This window comes from Sphingomonas sp. H160509 (genome assembly GCF_024124765.2).
Lineage (GTDB): Bacteria > Pseudomonadota > Alphaproteobacteria > Sphingomonadales > Sphingomonadaceae > Sphingomonas.
The window spans coordinates 3696526-3712256 of sequence record NZ_JAMXSR020000002.1 but is presented as its reverse complement, the minus strand read 5'-3'; the positions used below and the strand labels follow the sequence as shown (position 1 = coordinate 3712256).

Below are 15731 nucleotides of genomic sequence, written 5' to 3'. Positions count from 1 at the left end.
GGAGGCGGCAACCCCCTCCCCTAGGAAAGCAAGCGCATGAGCAAGCTCCACCTCGTATTCGGCGGCCGCGTCAGCGACCCGCGCACCCTGGATTTCAACGATCTGAGCAAGATCGAATTCGTCGGCGTATTCCCCGACTACGCCAGCGCCGAGAAGGCTTGGCGTGCTGCGGCGCAGCGTACCGTCGACGATGCCGAGATGAAGTTCGTGGTGGTGCATCTGCATCGGATGCTCGAACCGAACCTGGGTACGACTGTAGCCTGAACTACTCCGGAGCCGTCATTCCCGCGGAGGCGGGAACCCATACCGGCTAACGTAGCGACCTGATCGCAACGACATAGGCTATGGATCCCCGCCTCCGCGGTGATGACGGTTCTGTAGTACCTGTCTGACGATCAAGTTTGCATAAAGCGGCCCCCGTCCCTCTCCCATCGGGGAGAGGGAAAGACGCCAAAGGCGGCGATGGGTGAGGGCACGCCAAGCAGGACTACGGCAACGTGCTCCCGCAGCCTCGCCAGTTCGCGGCTTGGAGCAGTAGCCCTTTCCCCCACCCCCCGTTCGTGCTGAGTAGAGACCGAGTAGCTCCGCAAGGAGCGTATCAAGGGCTCGTATCGAAGCACAAGCCCCGCGCGCCAACCGATCCTTCGATACGCCGCTTCGACAAGCTCAGCAGCTACTCAGGACGAACGGTGTGGTTGGGTTAGTGTGGGTTAGCGTGGCGCGGAGCGAACCCGTAAGGGACAGGCCCCTCAAGCAGCCCGGTAATGCCAAAGCAACAACGGCCGAGCCAACACCAGCCCCGCTAAGAACCCACCGATATGCGCGCCAATAGCAATCGGCCCGCTAGCCCCAACCGAAGCCCCAAACCCGGCCAGCCCCATGAGCAACTGGATCCCGATCCAGGCGGCAGCCAGCCAGACGACATGCACGACCCCCGCCGGCACCGGCCCGATCGCCTGCACCCGCCGCTCGCCATACAAAAGCGCATAAGCCCCAACGACCGCCGAAATCGCCCCGGAAGCGCCGATCATAGGTGCAGTCGAGTCAGGCCCGAACGCCCAATGCCCCGCCGCCGCCGCATACGCGCCCAGCACGTACAGAACGACCAGCCCGACCGTCCCCAGCGCCTTCTCGACGAACTGCCCGCAATACACCAGCATCACGAGGTTCAGCGCGATATGCGCCCACCCACCATGGATCAACGTCGCGGTCAGCGGCGTCGCCCAGGATGGCACGACAAACATATGCTCGCTCGGAATACCGAGATCAGTCATCCGCAACGGAATGAACCCGGCGTTCACCGCCCAGTAGCCAAGCGACCCGCTCAGCACCAAGAATCCCGAGACGATGACCGTCACGATCGTGATGATCGCCGTCGCCCGCGTCTCGAAGAATTGCATAAGGCTCAGATGAACTCGATCTTGGAGACGACATAATACCGCTCGCCGGCCGGCACCGTGACCTCGACCTCTTCATCGAGCTTGCGCCCGATCAGCCCGCGACCCAGCGGCGAATTGTACGAAATCCGCCCCGTCTTGGCGTTAGCCTCGGTCTGGCCGACGATCTGATACTTCACCGGCTTGTCGTTCTCGTCGAGCAACGTCACCGTCGCGCCGAACACGACCTTGTCGCCCGACAGGTCTTTCGGATCGATGATCTGAGCGCGCGACAGCTTGTCCTCGATGTCCGAGATCGATGCCTCGACCTGGCCCTGACGCTCCTTCGCGGCATGATATTCCGCGTTCTCGCTCAGGTCGCCGTGCGCGCGCGCCTCTTCGATCGCGTCGACGATCGTCGGACGTTCGGCTTTCAGGCGCTTCAGATCCGCGCTCAGCGTCTCATAGCCTTCCTGCAGCATCGGCATCTTTTCGACGGTCGCCATCATCTCGTCCCCAAATCCATTTCCCCGCGCGAGGCCCTGTACCAGCCCCGCCCACACATCATTCTCATGTCGGGATCAGTCGTGCGACTGCGAATAATAGGATTGCAGCGGCCGTACTTCAAGGCTGTGCGTCGAAAGCTTTGCGATCGCCTTCGCCGCCTCAAGCGAAGCCGGCGCGGTCGTGAAGTACGGAATACGCTGGCCGAGCGCGGAAGCCCGGATCGGCTGCGAGTCCTTCAGGCTCTGCCACCCCTCGGTGGTGTTGAAGATCAGCGCGATATCGCCGTCCTTGATCCGGTCGACGATATGCGGCCGGCCTTGCGCCACCTTGTTGACCTTCTCGACCGGCAACCCGGCAAGCGCGAGGTGATCCGCCGTCCCACCGGTCGCGACGATCGAGAAGCCGGTGTCAATCAGCGCCTTCACTGCCTCGACGATCATCGCCTTGTCGCCGTCCTTCACGCTGACGAAGACGTTGCCCTTGGTCGGCAGGATCGTCCCCGCGCCAAGCTGAGCCTTGGCGAAGGCGATCGTGAAATCGGGATCGATTCCCATGACTTCGCCGGTCGACTTCATTTCCGGTGACAGGACCGGATCGACGCCGGGGAATTTGTTGAAGGGGAACACCGCCTCCTTCACCGCATAATAGTCGATATGCCGGTCGATCTTCGGCAAATTGACCAGCTTCTCGCCCGCCATCACGCGTGCGGCGATCTTGGCGATCGGCGCACCGATCGCCTTGGCGACGAACGGCACGGTGCGCGACGCGCGCGGGTTGACCTCGATGAGATAGACCAGGCCATCCTTTACCGCGAACTGGATGTTCATCAGCCCGACCACCGACAAGGCATGCGCGAGCGCCACCGTCTGCCGTTCGATCTCGGCGATGATCTCCGCCGACAGCGAGTAAGGCGGGATCGAGCACGCAGAGTCGCCCGAATGGACGCCCGCCTCCTCGATATGCTGCAACACGCCCGCGACCACCACGTCGGTGCCGTCGCAGATCGCATCGACATCGACCTCGATCGCATCGCGCAGATACTGGTCGATCAGCACCGGCGAGTCGCCCGACACCTGCACCGCGGTCGCGATGTAATGCTCGAGCTGCCCAATCGTGTCGACGATCTCCATCGCCCGGCCACCGAGCACATACGAAGGCCGCATCAGCACCGGATAGCCGATCCGCTCCGCCGCCGCGACCGCCTCGTCCCGGCTCCGCGCCAGGCCATTGGCCGGCTGCAACAGCCCGAGCTTGGTGATCAGCGCCGCGAACCGCTCACGGTCCTCCGCCAGATCGATCGCGTCCGGCGTCGTCCCCAGGATCGGAATGCCCGCCGCCTCAAGCGCCCGCGCGAGGTTCAGCGGAGTCTGCCCACCGAACTGCACGATCACGCCCACCAAGGTGCCGTTCTGCTGCTCGACATGCAGGATCTCCAGCACGTCCTCAGCGGTCAGCGGCTCGAAATACAACCGGTCCGACGTGTCGTAATCGGTCGACACCGTCTCCGGGTTGCAGTTGACCATGATCGTCTCATAGCCCGCATCCGCCAGCGCGAAGCACGCATGGCAGCAGCAATAATCGAACTCGATCCCCTGCCCGATCCGGTTCGGCCCGCCGCCCAGGATCACGATCTTCTTCCGGTCGGTCGGCTCGGACTCGTTCTCGGGCTCGCCGAAGCTCGGCGCCTCGTAGGTCGAATACATATACGGCGTCTTCGCATCGAATTCGGCCGCGCAGGTATCGATCCGCTTGAACACCGGCCGCACGCCGAGCTTCAAGCGATGCTGGCGCACCTCCTCCTCGGTCACGCCGCCGGTCATCGCCTTGACGACCTCGTGGATCAGCCCCGAGCCGCGCGCGATCCCGCGGTTCATGCCGCGCAGGTTGGCGGATTGCAGCGCCAGCCATGCGAGCCGCTTGTCGCTGAACCCCATGCTCTTCAAACGCCGCATACCAGGCGCGTCGATCGGCAGGCCGTCCTTCATCACCTCGGCCTCGGCCGCGATGATCTCGGCGATCCGCTCCAGGAACCACGGATCGTACTTGGCGATCGCATGCACCTCGGCGACCGTGAATCCCTCGCGCAAAGCCTGCGCCGCGACCAGCAACCGGTCCGGCGTCGCGACGGCCAGCGCCGCCTCGATTTCCGCCCGCGGCGCACCGACCAGATGATCGACCTGGTTGAACCCCGACAGGCCCGTCTCGAGCCCGCGCAACGCCTTCTGCATCGATTCGTGGATGTTGCGACCGATCGCCATCACCTCGCCGACCGACTTCATCGCGGTGCCGAGCGTGTTCGACGCGCCCTTGAACTTCTCGAACGCGAACCGCGGAATCTTGGTCACGACGTAATCGATCGTCGGCTCGAACGCGGCAGGCGTAGCCCCAGTAATGTCGTTCTCGATCTCGTCGAGCGTGTAGCCGACCGCCAGCTTCGCCGCGACCTTCGCGATCGGGAAGCCGGTCGCCTTCGACGCCAGCGCGGACGAGCGCGAAACACGCGGGTTCATCTCGATGACGACCAGTCGACCGTCCTTTGGGTTCACCGCGAACTGGACGTTCGAACCGCCTGTTTCGACACCGATTTCGCGCAACACCGCGATCGATGCGTTGCGCATGATCTGGTATTCCTTGTCGGTCAGCGTCAGCGCCGGCGCGACTGTAATCGAGTCGCCGGTGTGGACGCCCATCGGATCGACGTTCTCGATCGAGCAGATGATGATCGCGTTGTCGTTGCGATCGCGCACCACCTCCATCTCGTATTCTTTCCAGCCGAGCAGCGATTCCTCGATCAGCACCTCGGTGGTCGGCGACAGGTCGAGCCCGTTGCGAACGATCGCGATGAACTCCTCGCGGTTGTACGCGATGCCACCGCCCGAGCCGCCCATCGTGAAGCTCGGCCGGATGATCGACGGGAGCCCCGTCTTCTCAAGGCCTTCAAGCGCTTCCTCGACAGTATGGGCGATCGCCGACCGCGCGCTTTCCAGCCCGATCCGGTCCATCGCGTCGCGGAACTTCAGCCGGTCCTCCGCCATGTCGATCGCATCGGCATCCGCCCCGATCATCGTCACGCCGAACTTCTCCAGCGTACCGTCATGGAACAGCGCGAGCGCGGTATTGAGCGCGGTCTGCCCGCCCATCGTCGGCAGGATCGCGTCCGGGCGCTCCTTCTCGATGATCTTGGCGACGATCGCGGGCGTGATCGGCTCGACATAGGTCGCGTCGGCCAGCTCGGGATCGGTCATGATCGTGGCGGGGTTCGAATTGACGAGGACGATACGATAGCCCTCCTCCTTCAACGCCTTGATCGCCTGCGTGCCCGAATAATCGAACTCGCACGCCTGGCCAATGACGATGGGTCCTGCGCCGATGACGAGGATCGAGGAGATGTCGGTGCGTTTTGGCATTACTCAGTCCATTCCCAGATATAGCTGACGTGCTTCGCGCCAGCCGCCGTTAGCGCCTCATCGACCTTGTTAAGGGCTGCATTGAAGCAGTGATGCGCGATACTCGGCTGTGTCTCTTTGGAAAAATTGATAAGTGGCTCGTCGAGAAACAAGCCATCTCTACGGAGATAAGTCGTCTGCTTAAGGCAGCAAATGTTCACGGCCTTCTTGAAGATCGTTTCCGGCATTGCAGGGGCGCTCTGACCGCAAGCTACTAAAAATAGCGAACCTGATGTCACGAGCGCCCCGCTCTTAAGCACGCGGGAGTTGTCCGACGAACTTCTCGAACAGATACAAGCTGTCCTGCGGCCCCGGGCTGGCCTCCGGATGATACTGTACGGAGAACGCGGGCTTGTCGGTAAGTTCCAGCCCCGCATTCGACCCGTCGAACAGCGACACGTGCGTCTCGCGGACATTCGCGGGCAGGCTCTCCCGCTCGACCGCGAAGCCGTGGTTCATGCTGGTGATCTCGACCGCGCCGTCGGACAGGCGCTTGACTGGGTGGTTGGCGCCGCGGTGGCCCTGGAACATCTTGGTCGTGGTCGCGCCGACCGCGAGGCCGAGCAACTGGTGACCGAGGCAGATGCCGAACAGCGGCTTGCCCGTCTCGAGCAGCTGGCGGATCACCGGCACCGCGTATTCGGCGGTCGCGGCGGGGTCGCCGGGGCCGTTCGAGAGGAAGATGCCGTCGGGGGCGAGCGCCATCACGTCTTCGAAGCTGGCGGTGGCGCTGACGACCGAGACCTTCGCGCCTGCCTCGACGAGATTGCGGAAGATGTTGCGCTTGCTGCCATAATCGATCGCGACGACGTGCGGGCGGGCCTTCTGCTCCCCCTCCCGCATCGCGGGAGGGGTTGGGGGAGGGCATGGCCTCAGGCGGGGTCGGCGCTGATTGGTCAACCCCTCCCCCGACCCCTCCCGCAAGCGGGAGGGGAGCAGAAGCGCCCCTCTCCTGCTGGCGAGCTGTCCCCGTAGCCGAAGCCCAGCTTCCAGACACCACCCGGCGCATCCTCACCCCAGCCATAATGCATCTCGGTCGACACGTCCTTGGCGAGGTCCATGCCCTCCAGCCCCGGCCACGCCCGCGCCATCGCCAGCAGCGCCGGCACGTCGAACTCGCCGCTAGCCGAATGCGCGATCACCCCATTAGGCGCGCCCGCCACCCGGATCCGCCGCGTCAGCGCGCGCGTGTCGACCCCCGAAAGGCCGATCCGCGCATGCCGCTTCATCCAGCCATCGAGCCCCTCGACTGCACGAAAGCTCGAAGGCTGCGTCACGTCCTCGCGGACGATGATGCCGAGCGCGTGCGGGTCGTCCGCCTCGACGTCGTCGGGGTTCGCGCCGACATTGCCGATGTGCGGGAAGGTGAAGCAGATCATCTGCCCGGCGAAGGACGGGTCGGTCAGCACCTCCTGATAGCCGGTCATCGCGGTGTGGAAACACACTTCGCCGACCGCACTGCCCTCTGCGCCGAACCCGCGACCCCAGATCACGTCGCCGTTGGCGAGGACGAGGACGCCTGTTGCACCGGCAGGCATGGCTATAGGCTGGGCGTCGGCCATCAGGCTGGGCACTCTCTTTACGTTGACGATGTCGCTAAGTGGTGTCCGCTAAGGCCGGCGTGCCGCAGCGTCAATCTGTTAAACGGGCGGCGGACGCGCTATCCCGTCGGGCTATCCCGAACCGCCTGAAAGACCAGTACATGATTCGCGACGACATCAAGGCTGCGCAGCTGACCGCCATGAAGGCCGGCGACAAGCAGAGCCGCAACGCTATCTCGTTGATCCAGGCCGCGATCAAGAACCGCGACATCGAAGCGCGCACCGGCAAGGCGCCCGAAAGCGACGACGCGCTGGTGGTCGAAGTGCTCCAGAAGATGGTCAAGCAGCGCCGCGAGTCGATCGAGATGTTCTCGAAGGGCGGCCGCCAGGAGCTCGCCGATGCGGAGACCGCCGAGGTCGCGGTGATCGAACGCTTCCTGCCGCAGCAGATGAGCGAGGCGGAAACGTCGGCGGCGATCGAGGCGATCAAGGCGGAACTCGGCGCGACCGGGATGAAGGACATGGGCCGCGTGATGGCGGAACTGAAGGCGCGCCACGCCAGCGAGCTGGACATGAGCAAGGCGAGCGGCCTGGTAAAGGCGGCGCTGTCGTAAATGGATAAGGACGGTCCCCTTCTTCCTCCCCTCCCGCAAGCGGGAGGGGACCGAGGGGTGGGCACCTTCTTCGCCGCTCCCGCTCGCAACCGGCCTCTTCTTTTCCCGTTCGTTTCGAGCGAAGTCGAGAAACCCTGAAAACGGGCGGATCACTCGTTCCAACCCTCTGATACCGGTCGACCACCACCCCCAATTTTGGTACGACGACAGATGGTCTTCTGGACATACATGCTGCGATGCGCCGACGGCCTGTATTACACGGGCCACACCGATAATCTGGAGCGGCGTATCGGTCAGCACGACGCAGGCGGCCATTGCGGTTTCACCTCGTCAAGGCGTCCGGTAAACTTGGTCTGGAGCGAATACTTCCCCTCACGCCTCGAAGCGCTGGAGGCCGAGCGCATCGTCGGCGGCTGGTCGCGCGGCAAGAAGGAGGCGCTGATCGCGGGGAACTGGTCGCTGGTCTCCCATCTCGCGCGGCCCCCCAAGGAGAGGGGCTTTCTCGACTTCGCTCGAAACGAACGGTGGGGTGGGTGATACGACCGTTCCGTCGACCTTAGCTACCGCTGACACACCTAAACCGTTCGTTTCGAGCGAAGTCGAGAAACCGCTCACCCCATGGCGCTAACCCCACAATTCCTCGACGAACTCCGCGCCCGCACCTCGCTCAGCGCGCTCGTCGGCAAGACCACCAAGCTCACCAAGGCCGGGCGCGAGCACAAGGGCTGCTGCCCGTTCCACAACGAGAAGACCCCGTCGTTCTACGTCAACGACGACAAGGGCTTCTACCACTGCTTCGGCTGCTCGGCGCACGGCGACGCGATCAAGTGGATGACCGACCAGCGCGGCCTCCCCTTCATGGACGCGGTGAAGGAGCTCGCCCAGGCCGCCGGGATGGACATGCCGGCGATGGACCGCCAGTCTGCCGCCAAGGCCGAACGCGCCAAGGGCCTGCACGAGGTCATGTCCGACGCCGCCGACTGGTTCACCGAACAACTGGGCGGCCTCCCAGGCACCGACGCGCGCGCGCTCCTCGACCGCCGCGGGATCAGGCCCGAGACGGCGCGCGCGTTCGGCATGGGGTTCGCCCCCCGACAGCCGCGGCAAGCTCAAGACCGCGCTGAAGGACTATGGCGACCCGATGCTGGTCGAGTCCGGCATGCTGATCTCGGTCGAGGGCAAGGACCCGTACGACCGGTTCCGCGGCCGCCTGATGATCCCTATCCGCGACCCCCGCGGCCGGACGATCGCGTTCGGCGGGCGCGTGCTCGACGGTGGCGAGCCGAAATACCTCAACTCCCCGACACGCCACTCTTCGACAAAGGCCGCACGCTCTACAATCTCGACAAGGCCGCCCCCCGCCTCGCGCAAATCCGGCCGCGTGCTCGTGGTCGAGGGCTATATGGACGTCATCGCGCTCGCCCAGGCCGGCTTCGGCGAAGCGGTCGCCCCGCTCGGCACCGCGCTCACCGAAGCGCAGCTCGAACGACTGTGGCGGATGGTCGACGTCCCCCCTGCTCTGCTTCGACGGCGACGGCGCCGGCCAGAAGGCCTCGCTCCGGGCCGCCCACCGCGCACTCCCGCTACTCGCCCCCGGCCGCAGCCTCGCCTTCGTGACGCTCCCGCAAGGCCAGGACCCCGACGATCTCGTCCGTTCGGGCGGCCCCGGCGCGTTCGAAACACTCCTCAAATCCCCCGAACAGCTCGTCGACCGGCTCTGGGCGTCCGAAGTCGCCGCCGAGGCGCTCGACACCCCCCGAACAGCGCGCCGGCCTCAAGCGCCGTCTCCACGAACTCGCCGAAGGCATCGCCGACCCCTCAGTGAAGCAGCAATATCACGCCGAGTTCAAGAACCGCTTCTACGAGCATTTCAAACCCGTCCGCGCGCCCTTCGTCCCCCGCGGCGAGCGCCCCAAGGGCGGCTGGAAGCCTCCCGCAGCGCCGGTGACCGAAGACGCGAAGGCCTTCCTCGCCACCGGCATCGACCGCGTCCTGGCGAAGGCGGTCCTCGCCGGCCTGATCCGCCACCCGGTCGAGATCGCGCGTCACATGGAGGTGCTCGGCTCGCTCCAAATGATAGACGGCGCGCTCGGGCGATTGTTCGAAGCGGTCGTAGATGTTGCACTTGAGGACCAGAAGCTTGATAGCGGGCGCTTGCTCACCATATTGGCGAGGTCCGGTTTCAATTCAGTCGCGAGTGACCTGTTGAGAGCCGATACGATGCCCTATTCGTTCACGCAGACCACGGCCGATCCAGCCCGCGTCCGTGCCGACCTCGACGAGGCGATCGCGATCATGGTCGCCCGCCCTGAGGTAGACGCGGCACTCAAGCAGGCGACCGCGGCGATGCAGACGCACTTCACCGAAGATGCGTTCGAACGACAAGTGGCTATGGTAAGAGAGAAACAGGCGTTGGAAGTCCGACTTGCAAATCTTGTACAGTCGAACGAAGACGCCCGAGCGTTGGGTACCGAGGGCGATTGATGGCTAAGGCGAACATGGCGGAACCCGCCGAGACGAACGAAACCGGCGATGCGCCGCTGATCGACATGAACGATGCGTCGATCAAGAAGGTCATCGCGCGCGCCAAGAAGCGCGGCTACATCACCTATGAGCAGCTCAACGAAGCGCTGCCGCAGGGCGAGATGTCGTCCGACCAGATCGAGGACATCAGCGCCGCGCTGAGCGAGATGGGCATCAACATCGTCGAGAACGACGAAGCCGGCGAGGACGGCGAGACCGAGCCCGCCAAGGACGACGAGGACGAGCCGGAGGCCGCCGACGCGGATGCCGACACAGGCCCCGCGATCGAGAAGAAGAAAGAGACCATCGATCGCACCGACGATCCGGTCCGCATGTACCTGCGCGAGATGGGCGCGGTCGAGCTGCTCAGCCGCGAGGGCGAGATCGCGATCGCCAAGCGGATCGAGGCGGGTCGCGACACGATGATCCTCGGCCTGTGCGAATCGCCGATCACCTTCAACGCGATCATCGACTGGTCGACCGCGCTGAACGAGGGCACGATGCAGTTGCGCGAGATCATGGATCTCGACGCGATGCTGTCGAAGGACCCTGCCCCCGAAGCGATGGCCGAGGACGGCGAAGCCGACGACGGCGAGATCAGCGAGAAGAACGCCGGTCCCTCGTTCAAGGAAGAAGCCGAGCCCGAAGAGCCGTCCGCCGACGAGGACGAGGACGGCGAGCGCCGCGCTCCCCGCGCATCGGACGACGAGGAGGGAGGACAACACCCTCAGCCTCGCGCAGATGGAAGAGCAGCTCAAGCCGATCGCGCTCGAGCGGTTCGCCAGCATCACCGCGCTCTACAAGAAGTTCAGCAAGATCCAGCAGTCTCGCGTCGACGCGATGGGCATCGGCGGCGATTTCTCGGCTGCCGACGAGCGCAAGTATCAGAAGCTGCGCGAGGAACTCACGGCGGAAGTCGAGAGCGTCCAGTTCCACAACGCCAAGATCGAATATCTGGTCGATCAGCTCTATGCCTATAACCGTCGCCTGACCGCGCTGGGCGGCCAGATGCTGCGCCTCGCCGAGCGCCACAAGGTGCCGCGCAAGGACTTCCTCGATCGCTATATCGGTCACGAGATCGACGAGAACTGGCTGACGACGGTCAACAAGGTCGACAAGAAGTGGACCGCGTTCGTCCTCAACGAGGGCGAAGCGGTCGAGCGCATCCGCGCCGAGATCGCCGACATCACGCAGCAGACCGGCATGGCGCTCACCGAGTTCCGCCGGATCGTCAACATGGTCCAGAAGGGCGAGCGCGAGGCGCGCATCGCCAAGAAGGAGATGTGTCGAGGCGAACCTGCGGCTGGTGATCTCGATCGCCAAGAAATACACGAACCGCGGCTTGCAGTTCCTGGATCTCATCCAGGGAGGGCAATATCGGCCTGATGAAGGCGGTCGACAAGTTCGAGTATCGCCGCGGCTACAAGTTCAGCACCTATGCGACCTGGTGGATCCGCCAGGCGATCACCCGCTCGATCGCGGACCAGGCGCGGACCATCCGCATCCCGGTCCACATGATCGAGACGATCAACAAGCTGGTCCGCACCAGCCGCCAGTTCCTCCACGAGCAGGGCCGCGAACCGACTCCGGAGGAGATGGCCGAGCGCCTCTCCATGCCGCTGGAGAAGGTGCGCAAGGTGATGAAGATCGCCAAGGAGCCGATCAGCCTCGAAACGCCGATCGGCGACGAGGAGGATTCGCATCTCGGCGACTTCATCGAGGACAAGAACGCGATCATCCCGGTGGATGCCGCGATCCAGGCGAACTTGAAGGAGACGGTCACGCGCGTGCTGGCGTCGCTCACCCCGCGCGAAGAGCGCGTGCTACGCATGCGCTTCGGCATCGGCATGAACACCGACCACACGCTCGAGGAAGTCGGCCAGCAGTTCTCGGTGACCCGCGAGCGCATTCGCCAGATCGAGGCGAAGGCGCTGCGGAAGCTGAAGCATCCATCGCGTTCTAGGAAGATGCGGAGCTTCCTCGACCAGTAAGGGTTGCGGACTTAAGGATTAAGATGACGGGATCGCAGTGCATGCACGGCGATCCCGTTTTCGTTTCAGAGCTATGAATAACAATTGTGCTAGTAGTGCAACACGCTACCTTGTAGTCTAGAGGGATCAGATTATGCAGCAAGAAAATATCTTGCCGATTGGATCCTCTTACGATCTTTCCGCATTGGCATCCGACCTTCGTCGAATTGGTCGCCACAAACCACTTGTTGCTACGATTGATCGCGCATTTTCGACAAACTCTGCATTCCAGGATCTCAAACAGGCGCGAGATGCTCTGGTCTTACTGAAACGAGTAACGAGTACCGACGACTGGAAGCAACCGTTCTCGACAGATGAAGCGGGAACTTTGGCAGGCAGCCTCTTTGACACTGCAATCATCCTGTACGCCAGAGCGACGGAGACAAAACCAGTTGGTCGGCAACCATGGTTTGGCACTGGAAAATTGGATGCAGACCAGCGCGTACTCCACTCATCGGTAATGTGGATCAGAAATAAAGAGCTAGCCCATTTTGGTAGTGGTCGGCCTATTGATGGCACGCCAATGATTGAGGAAGCCATTGCCTTATTTAATCACGGCACCAAGATCGGCGTAGCCTATCGCGCCAGTCGTTCACGCAATCGTGGACAATTTGCGAAAGACTTCTCAATTTTGGTGGGTACTGTAACCGATTTAGCAGAAACAGCTTCAAAACAACGCTTAGAAGATGCACATCGTGAGCTAGGATTGGCCGTTGCAGCTGACCCTTCGCTGATTAAGAAAATTCGCACATTCCCCTTATCTAGCAGACTGAGTTTTACCGACCCACTTCTAGCGGCATCACCAGAGAACGCGGATGGCTTCCGCGCGTACGGTGAAACAACTATAAACAAAATAATACTAAAATCGGTATAGTTTTAAATATCATGATGCATAAGGCTTTTTGATTTTGATGAAAACCCTTTCTGGGTAACAGTTTTTCATGCATTGGCCTCCCTCCCACTAGAGAACCCAATCGAATGCTTGTGGATGCGATCACACGGCGCCGATCTAGTCCACTTGACCCGTCATCACATCCTCTTAAACCCCAACCATGCCCCGGGTGATCCTGTTCAACAAACCGTACGACGTGCTCAGCCAGTTCACCGACGTGAACAGTCCGACCCCGCGCGCGACGCTGTCGCAGTTCGTCGATGTTCCGGGCGTCTATCCGGCGGGGCGGCTCGACCGCGATAGCGAAGGGCTGTTGCTGCTGACCGACGACGGCCACCTCCAGGCGCGGATCGCGAACCCGCGGTTCAAGCTGACCAAGACCTATCTCGTGCAGGTCGAGGGCGATGCCAGCGAGGACGCGCTCGATCGGTTGCGAGGCGGCGTCGTGCTGAAGGACGGCCCTGCCCGCGCCGACGTCGAGCGGATCGCCGCGCCCGACCTCTGGCCGCGCGTGCCGCCGATCCGGGTTCGCGCGAGCATCCCCGATTGCTGGCTGAAGATCACGATCCGCGAAGGCCGCAACCGCCAAGTCCGCCGCATGACCGCCGCGATCGACCACCCCACGCTGCGGCTGGTCCGGTGGAGCATAGGCGACTGGACCGTGGCGGGTCTGGAGCCCGGCACGTGGCGCGACGCCTGACGGGCGCTTGAGGCGGGCTGGCGGGTGCGTGCTGGCCACCGGAGGCACGGGCGCCTATGGGCAACCCCTCAGACGGCAGCGTTCGTGATTACGAGCGGAACGCCTCCCCCACCCACACCGTCATCCTGACGAAAGTCAGGACCCAGAGCCAAGCAGCGCTGCGTGCGTTGATCCTGGGTCCTGACTTTCGTCAGGATGACGGGGTGGCGGGGGTTAAGCCACACCCGCCCCACCCTCGTCATTCCCGCGGAGGCGGGAACCCATACTGGCTGGCCTCGCACGGTGATCACCGGCCCCGAAGGATATGGATCCCCGCCTGCGCGGGGATGACGATGCGTTGCGTGACGCGCGGGATTTGTGTGATGGCGACGAAGGCGATGATGCCTATGGCAGCGCGCGACGAAAACTCCCTCCGCTTCAGGGGAGGGGGCGGGGTGGGGCATGTCCACGCGAGCGCGCTCCATGTGGCAAGGCCTCGTGCGGTCCATACAGAGACCATCCCAATCCGCCACCAAGACGTGTTTCCCCGCGAAGGCGGGGATCCAGACTGGGCTCCCGCCTTCGCGGGAGAACAAGGAAGCGCAAGTCGCGCCTGCGGAGGAAGCGCGTCCCTGTCCGACCGAACAACCGCCCCCATGCTCTGAAGGACGGAGAAATCGCGCAGACACCGCAGCCGCCGCCGGCCGACACGCTAATCCGCTGTCCTACACACGCCTCGGAGCGCACCTTCAGCGGATGCCCAACCCCGCCCCTACCCCGCATGCATCACCCTCGCCCGAAACGCCCCTATCGAACCCCATATCGGGCGATGTGCAGAACGCTGTGAGACTGTGAACTTCGTGCACTTCCGCACTGCAGCATCGGCGCAAGACACTGATTTAACGCGCACAACGAAAAAGGGCGCGGGGACCATCGCCCCCGCGCCCTTCTCCAACTCGAACAGTCTCCGATTACTCGGCGGCTGCGGTGCCCTTTGCAGGGCGCATGTCGCGACGCTCGGCGATACGCGCTGCCTTGCCGGTGCGGCCACGCAGGTAATACAGCTTGGCGCGACGCACGGCGCCCTTGCGGACGACTTCGATCGAATCGACGTTCGGCGAGTAGAGCGGGAAGACGCGCTCGACGCCCTCGCCGAAGCTCATCTTCCGCACGGTGAAGTTCGAGCCCATGCCCTTGTTTGAGCGCGCGATGCACACGCCCTCGTAGTTCTGAATACGCGTGCGCTCGCCTTCGACGACCTTCACGCCGACCTTCAGCGTATCGCCGGGGCGGAAATCGGGGATCGTCTTGTTGGCCAGGAACTTCGCGATGTTCTCGGCTTCGATCGTCTGCAACAGGTTCATGTCTCGTCCTCGTGTCGCTGCGCGCCAGAGGGCGACTGGACCCGAACGCCCTCATGGCGCTCCCAAAGGTCCGGTCGCCGTGACCGTGTATCGATCTCCGCGCGGCGTTTGCGCCATGCAGCGATCTTCGCATGATCCCCCGATCGCAGCACCTGCGGGATCGTGCGCCCTTCCCATATCTGAGGTCGGGTATAGTGCGGATATTCGAGCAGCCCCGTTTCGAAGCTCTCGTCATCCCCACTAGAAGCCGCGCCCATTACGCCGGGCAGCAGCCGAATGCAAGCATCGAGCAGCACCAGCGCCCCCATCTCGCCCCCGACAGGATGTAGTCACCGATCGAGACCTCCTCGATCTCCCGCGCCTCGAACAGCCGTTCGTCGAACCCCTCGAACCGGCCGCAGAGAACCGTGACGCCGGGGCCCCGCGCGAGCTCGCGAACCCGCTCCTGGGTAAGCGGCTTCCCCCGAGGCGTCATCGCCAGCACCGGGCGGCCATCCGCAACGCTGTCGATTGCCGAGGCCACGACGTCGGCCCGGAGCACCATCCCGGCCCCGCCCCCCGCCGGCGTGTGGTCCACCGACTTGTGCTTGTCCGTCGCAAAGTCCCGGATCTGCACCGGCGAACAAGACCACCGCCCCTCGCCCAATGCGCGCCCGGCAAGCGACGTCCCCAGCGGCCCCGGAAACATCTCCGGATACAGCGTCAATATCGTGGCAGCGAAAGTCACAGCGTCCAATTCTCTATGCGTTTGCGCCAGCA

At 63.6% G+C, this 15731-nt stretch carries 9 protein-coding genes and 4 pseudogenes; 7 read left to right on the top strand and 6 right to left on the bottom strand.

Annotated features, from left to right (window positions below; all coding sequences use genetic code 11):
• The first annotated feature begins 36 nt into the window (after positions 1-36).
• Positions 37-264: a DUF4170 domain-containing protein gene (locus NHF48_RS20135; protein WP_253072116.1), complete on the top strand. Its 228-nt coding sequence runs from the start codon at positions 37-39 to the stop codon at positions 262-264.
• A gap of 485 nt (positions 265-749) precedes the next feature.
• On the opposite strand, the gene NHF48_RS20130 is transcribed toward NHF48_RS20135, so the two are convergent.
• From NHF48_RS20130 to carA, 4 genes and pseudogenes are all read right to left on the bottom strand, one after another.
• The gene (locus NHF48_RS20130; RefSeq protein ID WP_253072115.1) at positions 750-1400 is read right to left on the bottom strand and encodes a rhomboid family intramembrane serine protease; all 651 of its coding nucleotides are present in this window, start codon (positions 1398-1400) and stop codon (positions 750-752) included.
• A 5-nt stretch (positions 1401-1405) separates the two neighbouring features.
• Entirely contained in the window at positions 1406-1882 is a 477-nt protein-coding gene (gene greA / locus NHF48_RS20125) for a transcription elongation factor GreA (RefSeq protein ID WP_056052861.1), read from the bottom strand.
• A gap of 75 nt (positions 1883-1957) precedes the next feature.
• A complete protein-coding gene (gene carB / locus NHF48_RS20120) occupies positions 1958-5290 on the bottom strand; it encodes a carbamoyl-phosphate synthase large subunit (protein ID WP_253072114.1) in 3333 nt (1110 codons plus the stop codon).
• A 291-nt stretch (positions 5291-5581) separates the two neighbouring features.
• Positions 5582-6891, bottom strand: a pseudogene (gene carA, locus NHF48_RS20115) (glutamine-hydrolyzing carbamoyl-phosphate synthase small subunit).
• Between the two features lie 140 nt (positions 6892-7031).
• Between carA and NHF48_RS20110 the strand changes: the two are divergent.
• The 6 genes and pseudogenes from NHF48_RS20110 to NHF48_RS20085 all read left to right on the top strand — a co-directional run bounded on the left by NHF48_RS20110 (position 7032) and on the right by NHF48_RS20085 (position 13629).
• Positions 7032-7484, top strand: a complete 453-nt coding sequence (locus tag NHF48_RS20110) for a GatB/YqeY domain-containing protein (RefSeq protein WP_107952276.1) — start codon at positions 7032-7034, stop codon at positions 7482-7484.
• A 210-nt stretch (positions 7485-7694) separates the two neighbouring features.
• A complete protein-coding gene (locus NHF48_RS20105) occupies positions 7695-8021 on the top strand; it encodes a GIY-YIG nuclease family protein (protein WP_253072112.1) in 327 nt (108 codons plus the stop codon).
• 81 nt (positions 8022-8102) lie between these two features.
• Positions 8103-9968 (top strand): annotated as a pseudogene (gene dnaG, locus NHF48_RS20100) (DNA primase).
• A pseudogene (gene rpoD, locus NHF48_RS20095) lies at positions 9968-11998 on the top strand (RNA polymerase sigma factor RpoD). Before dnaG ends, rpoD begins: the two co-directional pseudogenes overlap by 1 nt.
• Before the next feature lie 133 nt (positions 11999-12131).
• Positions 12132-12911 (top strand): hypothetical protein, encoded by a 780-nt coding sequence (locus tag NHF48_RS20090; protein ID WP_253072111.1) that lies wholly within the window; start codon positions 12132-12134, stop codon positions 12909-12911.
• A 178-nt stretch (positions 12912-13089) separates the two neighbouring features.
• Positions 13090-13629 carry a pseudouridine synthase gene (locus NHF48_RS20085; protein ID WP_253072110.1) on the top strand — a complete coding sequence of 180 codons (540 nt, stop codon included), beginning with the start codon at positions 13090-13092 and terminating at the stop codon, positions 13627-13629.
• 950 nt (positions 13630-14579) lie between these two features.
• On the opposite strand, the gene rplS is transcribed toward NHF48_RS20085, so the two are convergent.
• A complete protein-coding gene (gene rplS, locus NHF48_RS20080; protein ID WP_031395442.1) occupies positions 14580-14972 on the bottom strand; it encodes a 50S ribosomal protein L19 in 393 nt (130 codons plus the stop codon).
• Positions 14969-15699: pseudogene (gene trmD / locus NHF48_RS20075) on the bottom strand (tRNA (guanosine(37)-N1)-methyltransferase TrmD). The gene rplS and the pseudogene trmD overlap by 4 nt, the downstream one beginning before the upstream one ends.
• Positions 15700-15731: the final 32 nt, after the last annotated feature.

Bases quoted from the DNA above. Each gene is read 5' to 3' on its own strand.
- greA (WP_056052861.1), bottom strand. From the start codon at position 1,882: ATGGCGACCGTCGAAAAGATGCCGATGCTGCAGGAAGGCTATGAGACG.
- NHF48_RS20105 (WP_253072112.1), top strand. From the start codon at position 7,695: ATGGTCTTCTGGACATACATGCTGCGATGCGCCGACGGCCTGTATTAC.
- NHF48_RS20135 (WP_253072116.1), top strand. From the start codon at position 37: ATGAGCAAGCTCCACCTCGTATTCGGCGGCCGCGTCAGCGACCCGCGC.
- NHF48_RS20130 (WP_253072115.1), bottom strand. From the start codon at position 1,400: ATGCAATTCTTCGAGACGCGGGCGACGGCGATCATCACGATCGTGACG.
- NHF48_RS20110 (WP_107952276.1), top strand. From the start codon at position 7,032: ATGATTCGCGACGACATCAAGGCTGCGCAGCTGACCGCCATGAAGGCC.
- rplS (WP_031395442.1), bottom strand. From the start codon at position 14,972: ATGAACCTGTTGCAGACGATCGAAGCCGAGAACATCGCGAAGTTCCTG.
- NHF48_RS20085 (WP_253072110.1), top strand. From the start codon at position 13,090: ATGCCCCGGGTGATCCTGTTCAACAAACCGTACGACGTGCTCAGCCAG.
- NHF48_RS20090 (WP_253072111.1), top strand. From the start codon at position 12,132: ATGCAGCAAGAAAATATCTTGCCGATTGGATCCTCTTACGATCTTTCC.
- carB (WP_253072114.1), bottom strand. From the start codon at position 5,290: ATGCCAAAACGCACCGACATCTCCTCGATCCTCGTCATCGGCGCAGGA.